This window comes from Sandarakinorhabdus oryzae (assembly GCF_009733735.1).
In the GTDB taxonomy this organism is placed as follows: Bacteria; Pseudomonadota; Alphaproteobacteria; order Sphingomonadales; family Sphingomonadaceae; genus Sandarakinorhabdus; species Sandarakinorhabdus oryzae.
The window spans coordinates 1-5,349 of record NZ_WNJP01000178.1; the positions used below are offsets into that span (position 1 = coordinate 1).

Annotated in this window: 6 protein-coding genes; 5 read left to right on the forward strand and 1 reads right to left on the reverse strand. The window is 67.4% G+C overall.

The window, feature by feature from the left end; translation table 11 throughout:
* The 3 genes from GJ693_RS13535 to GJ693_RS13545 all read left to right on the forward strand — a co-directional run.
* Window positions 1-511, forward strand: a 511-nt coding sequence (locus tag GJ693_RS13535) for an HlyD family secretion protein (protein ID WP_156256810.1), incomplete at its 5' end; no start/stop codon positions are given.
* Complete coding sequence (locus GJ693_RS13540; protein ID WP_156256811.1) at window positions 508-2,037, forward strand: DHA2 family efflux MFS transporter permease subunit; 1,530 nt, start codon at window positions 508-510, stop codon at window positions 2,035-2,037. The genes GJ693_RS13535 and GJ693_RS13540, both read left to right, overlap by 4 nt.
* Window positions 2,038-2,088: 51 nt before the next feature.
* Window positions 2,089-2,919 carry a TauD/TfdA dioxygenase family protein gene (locus tag GJ693_RS13545; RefSeq protein WP_156256812.1) on the forward strand — a complete coding sequence of 277 codons (831 nt, stop codon included), beginning with the start codon at window positions 2,089-2,091 and terminating at the stop codon, window positions 2,917-2,919.
* Window positions 2,920-2,941: 22 nt separating this feature from the next.
* On the opposite strand, the gene GJ693_RS13550 is transcribed toward GJ693_RS13545, so the two are convergent.
* Complete coding sequence (locus GJ693_RS13550) at window positions 2,942-3,790, reverse strand: SDR family NAD(P)-dependent oxidoreductase (protein WP_156256813.1); 849 nt, start codon at window positions 3,788-3,790, stop codon at window positions 2,942-2,944.
* Window positions 3,791-3,865: 75 nt separating this feature from the next.
* Between GJ693_RS13550 and GJ693_RS13555 the strand changes: the two genes are divergently transcribed.
* Together GJ693_RS13555 and GJ693_RS13560 are read left to right on the forward strand one after the other, a co-directional pair.
* A complete protein-coding gene (locus tag GJ693_RS13555) occupies window positions 3,866-4,720 on the forward strand; it encodes a pirin family protein (protein ID WP_156256814.1) in 855 nt (284 codons plus the stop codon).
* Between the two features lie 33 nt (window positions 4,721-4,753).
* Window positions 4,754-5,185: a TIGR01244 family sulfur transferase gene (locus GJ693_RS13560; RefSeq protein WP_156256815.1), complete on the forward strand. Its 432-nt coding sequence runs from the start codon at window positions 4,754-4,756 to the stop codon at window positions 5,183-5,185.
* Window positions 5,186-5,349: the final 164 nt, after the last annotated feature.

The following is a 5,349-nucleotide window of genomic DNA, read 5'->3' on the forward strand; positions in this document are numbered from 1 at the left end:
TGCCGCGGCCGCCGCGGCGCTGGTGAAGGGCACGACACCGGCCACCGCGCCCGATATCCGCGCCGCCGAAGCTGCGCTGGCCCGCGCCCGGCTCGATCTGGCCCGCACGGTGATCAAGGCGCCGATTGCCGGCATCGTCACCAACCGCAACGTGCAGGTGGGCCAGCGCGTCGCCGCCGGCGCGCCGCTGATGACGCTGGTGCCCACCGCCGGGCTGTTCGTCGATGCCAATTTCAAGGAAAGCCAGCTGAAGGCGATCCGCATCGGCCAGCCGGTGGAACTGGAATCCGATCTGTACGGCGGCGATGTCACCTATCACGGCAAGGTGGTCGGCCTGGCCGGCGGCACCGGCGCCGCCTTTGCCCTGATCCCGGCCCAGAACGCCACCGGCAATTGGGTGAAAGTGGTGCAGCGCCTGCCGGTGCGCGTCGCGCTGGACCCGGCCGAAGTGAAGGCCCACCCGCTGCGCGTTGGCCTGTCGATGACGGCGGTGGTGGACACACGGCAATGAGCCAGTCTGCGCCGCTCCAGCCGATGCAGGGCGCCGCCTTGTGGTTGACGGCGCTCACCCTGGCGCTGGCCAATTTCACCGTGGTGCTCGACATCACCATTGCCAACGTGTCCATCCCCACCATCGCCGGCAGCCTGGCGGTCGCCCCGTCGCAGGGCACATGGGCGGTGACCAGTTATTCGGTGGCGGAAGCCATTTCGGTGCCGCTGTCGGGCTGGTTTGCCGCGCGCTTCGGCGTGGTGCGCTGGTTCTGCGTGTCGATCGCCGGCTTTGCGCTGTTCTCCCTGCTCTGCGGCCTGTCGCAGAGCCTGGAGGCGTTGGTCGCCTTCCGCGTGCTGCAGGGCTTTTCCGGCGGACCGATCATGCCGCTCAGCCAAGCCATGCTGCAGATGATCTTTCCCAAGGAAAAGCAGGGCGCCGCACTCGGCCTGTGGGCCTCCACCACCACGGCGGCGCCGATCTTCGGACCGATCCTGGGCGGGCTGATTTCCGACAATCTGTCGTGGCACTGGATCTTCTTCATCAACCTGCCGGTGGTCGCCCTGTGCCTGACCGTGGTGTGGCAGCGGATGCGCGGCTACGAGACGCCCAGGCAGCGCCTGCCCATTGATATCATCGGCTTCCTGCTGCTGGTGATCGGGGTTGGTGCCTTGCAGATCATGCTGGATACCGGCCGCGAAAAGGACTGGTTCGGCTCGACCGAGATCGTGGTGCTGGCCATCGTGGCAACATTGGGCATCATCGCCTTCGTGATCTGGGAACTGACCGAGGCGCATCCGGTGGTTGATTTGCGCATCTTCCGCCATCGCGGCTTTGCGGCGGCGACCGGGGTGATTGGCGTCGGCTTCGGCTGTTTCTTCAGCGTGGTGGTGCTCACCCCGCTGTGGCTGCAGTCCGTGCTCGGCTACACCGCCACCCAGGCCGGCTACACGGTGGCGTGGATTGGCGTGTTTTCCGTGCTGGTGGCACCGGCAGCGGGCCTGCTGCTGGCGCGCGTCGATCCGCGCATTACCGTCACCTTCGGCGTCGCCTGGCTGGGACTGATGGCGCTGTGGCGCACCAGCTGGTCAACCGATAGCGACTGGATCCATCTGGTGTGGCCGCACCTGTTCACCGGGCTGGGCATGCCGTTCTTCTTCATCGGGCTGACCAGCCTCGCCATGGCCAGCGTCAAGCCGGAGGAAAGCGTGTCGGCCGCCGGCATCATGAACTTCGTGCGCACCCTGTGCGGGGCGATTGGCGCGGCGGTCGCCACCAGCCAGTGGGACACCCAGGCCAGCCGGGTGCGCAGCGTGCTGGCCGAAGGCATGAACGGGGTGGATGCCACCATGCAGAAGATGACCGCGGCCGGACTGTCCACCGAGCAGGCGCGGGCCAGCCTGTCGCGCCTGCTCGATGTGCAGGCCGCAACCGTGGCCACCGTCCACATCTATGCCGCCACCGCGCTGCTGTTCTTCATTGCAGCGGCGGCCGTGTGGATCATTCCCAAGGTCAAGATCAGCGGCGGCATGGGCGGCGGCCATTGACCTGATGGCCCCCGGCCTGCCAGCATCACGGCAAAGGACGGGGAGGGGACAATGCAGGTCGAACCAACGGGACAAGCCTGCGGGGCAGTGGTGACCGGCGTTGATCTGTCGCGGGCGCTGGCGCCCGAACAGGTTGCCGCCATTCGTGCCGCCTGGCTGGCCCACCACGTGCTGGTGTTTCCCGATCAGCGGCTTTCCGATGATGATCTGGAACGCTTCACGCTGGCCATGGGCGGATTTGGCGAAGACCCGTTCATCGCGCCGATCCCGGGCCGCACGCACATCATCGCCGTGAAGCGCGACGCCGACGAAACCGCGCCGATCTTTGCCGAGACCTGGCATACGGACTGGAGCTTCCAGGCCCGCCCGCCGGCCGGCACCTGCCTTTATGGCCTCACCATCCCGCCGATGGGTGGTGACACACTGTTTGCCAACCAGCACCTGGCATTGGAGGCGATGCCGGCCGAACTGCGAGCGCGGATTGAGGGGCTGCAAGCCATTCATTCGGCGCAGAAGGCCTATGCGCCCGAGGGTTTTTACGGCGCCGCCGACAAGGGCCGCAGCATGACTATCCGGCCATCGGACGCGGCACGCGCCACCCAGGCGCATCCCTACATCCGCCGCCATCCCGAGACCGGGCGCGAGGGCCTGTTCGGCTGCCTGGGCTATATCATCGGCTTTGAAGGCATGAGCGAGGAGGAGGCGCTGCCGCTCTTGGTCGAGCTCTATCACTGGCAGGGGCAGGAGCGCTTCCAGTATCGCCACCGCTGGCAGAAGGACATGCTGCTGATGTGGGACAATCGCTCCGTGCTGCACGCCGCCACTGGTGGCTATCAGGGTCACGCCCGCCTGCTGCACCGCACGACCATCGCGGCAGCCTGACCAAGCTGTCTGCTGCCGCCGTTCAGCGGCGGGGCACCCGCCCCCTGATCTTGTCAAACCCCGCCTTGATTGCGGCGAAGCGCAGGTCGACCCCGCCTTCGAACTCATTGTCGGTGAAGATATAGGGCCAGTCACCTTCGATGGCTTCGACCACCAGTTCGCCGACGTAGAGCGGATCAATGCCGTTGGCGATTGCCTGGGCGGCCATCACCGCAAATTCCGACGGCACTGCGGTGGGATCAGGCAAGGCCACCTTGTCGGCCAGCCGTTCCGGCAGCGCACGGGCTGATTCCATGATGCGGGTGCGGATGAAGCCGGGGCAGAGCACGGACACGCCGATGCCCCTGGCTGCCAGCGTCGGCCGCAGCCCTTCCGACAGCGCGACAACGCCATATTTGGTGACGTTGTAACCTGGGGCCACCGCTGCCACGAGCCCGGCCATCGAGGCAGTGGAAACGATATGGCCGCCTTCGCCGTGCGCTTCCATCAGCGGGCCGAAGATCTCGATGCCCCAGACAACGCTCATCAGGTTGACGCCAATTACCCAGTCCCAGGCGGCGTCGTTCCATTCGCCATAGCTGCCGCCACCGCCCACCCCGGCGTTGTTGACCAGGATATGCACCTTGCCGAAGCGTTCGATGGTGGCGTCTGCCGCGCGTCGCAGTTCCGCCTTCAAGGAGACATCAGCACGGATGCCGGCCACATCGGCATTGGTCGCCGCCAGCCGCGCCACCTGAGCGGCGAGCGCGTCGGCTTCGATATCGGCCATCATCACCTTGACGCCCGCCTGCGCCAGCGCCTCGGCGATGCCCAGCCCGATACCAGAAGCGGCGCCGGTGACGAAAGCAACCTTGCCGGCCAGATGCTGCATGTTACTTGCTCCTTGTTGGCGTGCAGGATAGGCCTCAGCTTTCAACCGCCAACTGTCACTAGCAGGGGCCACGCCATGCCGATTGCCGACGCCATTCCCGGCCGCACCCGCGATCTTGGCGGCTTTTCGGTGGCGCGGGTGCTGCCTTACCCCAAGCGCCGCAGCCTGGGGCCGTTCGTGTTCTTCGACGAGATGGGCCCGGCCGACTTTCCCCCCGGCGGCGGCATCGATGTGCGCCCGCATCCGCACATTGGACTTGCCACCATCACCTGGCTGTTTGCCGGCGCGCTCGGCCATGCCGACAGCCTGGGCACGGCGATCGACATCCACCCCGGCGCCGTCAACTGGATGACGGCCGGGCGCGGCATTGTCCATTCCGAGCGCACCCCGCCGGCGCAGCGCGAACTGGGCCACCACATGCACGGCATCCAGACCTGGGTGGCCTTGCCGGTGGCCGATGCGGAATGCGATCCCGCCTTCGACCATTTCCCTGCCGACACCATGCCACGCCACAGCGCGGACGGGGTGGAGGCCGTGGTGATTGCCGGCAGCCTGTGGGGCCTGACCTCACCGGTGAGTTTCCCGCATCCGATCATCTATGCCGAGGTGCGGCTGGCGGCCGGGGCGCGGCTGGCGCTGCCGGCCGAATGGGGTGAGCGCGGCGTCTATCTGGTTTCCGGCGCGGTGCAGGTGGATGGCGCGGCGGTGGAAACCGGCACGCTGGCGGTGCTGGATGATGGCGACGGCGAACTGCTCGCAACGGCGGATTCGCTGCTGATGCTGCTCGGCGGCGCACCCTATCCGGAAGGCCGGCACATCGAATGGAACTTCGTGTCCCACGATCCCGCCCGCATCGCCCAGGCCGTGGCGGATTGGCGCGCTGGGCATTTCCAGATGGTGCCGGGCGACCCCGAGTTCATCCCCTATTGAGCCGGGGCGGCACTGGGCCTAACCTCCCCACCCATGTCCGATAGCCACTTCATCCGCATCACCGACAGCGTGTCCGTGGCACCGCAGATCGCCCCTGAGGATGTGGCCGCGGCCGCAGCGCAGGGCTTTCGCTGCATCGTCAACAACCGGCCTGATGGCGAGAGTTTCGATCAGCCGCCGGGTGACGCGATTGCGGCGGCCTGTGCAGCGGCCGGCCTCGATTATGTCGCCATCCCCATCGATCACAGCGGCTTCAACCTTGACCAGGTCGAAGCGATGGCCGGCGCGCTCGCCAAGGGCCCGGTGCTGGCCTTCTGTCGATCGGGCACGCGCAGCTGCAACCTGTGGGCGCTGGCAGCGGCCAGGCAGGGCGGCGATCCGACGGCGATCATCGCGGCGGCCGGCCAGGGCGGCTATAATGTCGCCGGCCTGCTGCCGCTGTTCCGGCAACTGGCGGGAGGCTGATCCTGTCGCGCATCGATCTGCTGCTGTTTTCGGTTGTCGGCGTGGCGCTGCTGGTGCTGGCGGCGCGCCTGCTGGGCTTTGCGCGCCGGCCTGTGCTGGCCAGCGCCGATCTCGCCGCCCGGCTGGTGGCTGATGCGCTGCCCGGCTTTGCGCCGGCCGAAACC

Coding starts and splice junctions, on each gene's coding strand:
- GJ693_RS13540 (WP_156256811.1), top strand. CDS start 508: ATGAGCCAGTCTGCGCCGCTCCAGCCGATGCAGGGCGCCGCCTTGTGG.
- GJ693_RS13545 (WP_156256812.1), top strand. CDS start 2,089: ATGCAGGTCGAACCAACGGGACAAGCCTGCGGGGCAGTGGTGACCGGC.
- GJ693_RS13550 (WP_156256813.1), bottom strand. CDS start 3,790: ATGCAGCATCTGGCCGGCAAGGTTGCTTTCGTCACCGGCGCCGCTTCT.
- GJ693_RS13555 (WP_156256814.1), top strand. CDS start 3,866: ATGCCGATTGCCGACGCCATTCCCGGCCGCACCCGCGATCTTGGCGGC.
- GJ693_RS13560 (WP_156256815.1), top strand. CDS start 4,754: ATGTCCGATAGCCACTTCATCCGCATCACCGACAGCGTGTCCGTGGCA.